At 60.5% G+C, this 1,191-nt stretch carries 1 protein-coding gene and 1 pseudogene; one reads left to right on the forward strand and one right to left on the reverse strand.

All coding sequences use genetic code 11. From position 1 onward, the window contains the following. Positions 1–612: pseudogene (locus C0V97_RS17320) on the reverse strand (ribonuclease D); the annotation flags it as partial. A 29-nt stretch (positions 613–641) separates the two neighbouring features. Between C0V97_RS17320 and queF the strand changes: the two are divergent. After that, positions 642–1,112 (forward strand): preQ(1) synthase, encoded by a 471-nt coding sequence (gene queF / locus C0V97_RS17325; RefSeq protein ID WP_127103089.1) that lies wholly within the window; start codon positions 642–644, stop codon positions 1,110–1,112. Positions 1,113–1,191: the final 79 nt, after the last annotated feature.

Genomic DNA, 1,191 nt, shown 5'->3' on the forward strand with positions numbered 1-1,191 from the left:
GTCGGGGCGGAAGGTTGCCGGGTCGTTCAGCACGGCCAGTTCGGCATCGGCCCAATGCAGGCGGTTCTGCTTTTCGAGTTCGCGATGAAGCGTCAGATAGACATCGCGCAGATGGGTGACGTCTGCCGCCGCATAGGCGATCTGCGCCTTGGAGAGCGGGCGGGCGGACCAATCACTGAAACGATGGGTCTTGTCGATGCTCGCCCCGGTAATGGCGCTCACCAGCGTGTCGTAGCCGACCTGATCGCCATAGCCACCGACCATGGCGGCCACCTGAGTATCGAAAATCGAGCAGGGCAACGCATCGAACAGATGCAGGAAGATTTCCAGATCCTGACGGGCCGCGTGAAAGACCTTCACGCAGCTTTCGGTCGCCAGGAGATCGGCCAGCGGAGCAAGGTCCAAGCCAGGGGCGAGCGTATCGATCACGGCAACATCGGACACACCGCCAAGCTGCACCACACAGAGTTCCGGCCAGTATGTATGCTCGCGCACAAACTCCGTATCGATCGTAACGAACGGCTCCTGCTTGAGTCGGGCGCAGAGTTGCGCCAAATCGTCTGTAGAAGACACGATGACTGGGGCTGGGAAACCGGCTTGAGACACTTGCATCTCCCATCCATACATCAGGGCAGACCCTCATGACCACATTAGAGAATGATCTCGCAGCACTCAGCCAGCTGGGTCGACAGACCGTGCAGCCGGACAGCCCCGAAACCGCCACGCTCGAGCGCGTGCCGAGCCCCCATAAGGGACGCGACTACGTGGTACGCTTCACCGCACCCGAATTTACCTCGCTCTGCCCGGTCACGGGCCAGCCCGATTTCGCCCATATCGTCATCGACTATATTCCGGGTGACTGGATTGTCGAAAGCAAGTCGCTGAAGCTGTATCTGACCAGCTTTCGCAACCATGGCGCGTTCCATGAAGATTGCTCGGTCAGCATCGCCACGAAGCTGGTCGAGGTTCTAAACCCGAAATGGCTGCGCATCGGCGCCTATTGGTATCCGCGCGGCGGTATTCCGATCGACGTATTCTGGCAGACCGGCCTGCCACCCGAAGGGGTATGGGTTCCCGCCCAGGACGTGCCAGGCTATCGCGGCAGGGGCTGATTGACGTTTCCGGGTCGGCCCCGAAGACGGCTCCTGCACATCTGGTCCTGAAATGGGGCCCGTTCAGATCGGAAGAGCR

The sequence above is a fragment of the Asaia sp. W19 genome (genome assembly GCF_003994335.1).
Lineage (GTDB): Bacteria > Pseudomonadota > Alphaproteobacteria > Acetobacterales > Acetobacteraceae > Asaia.

Bases quoted from the DNA above. Each gene is read 5' to 3' on its own strand.
- queF (WP_127103089.1), top strand. From the start codon at position 642: ATGACCACATTAGAGAATGATCTCGCAGCACTCAGCCAGCTGGGTCGA.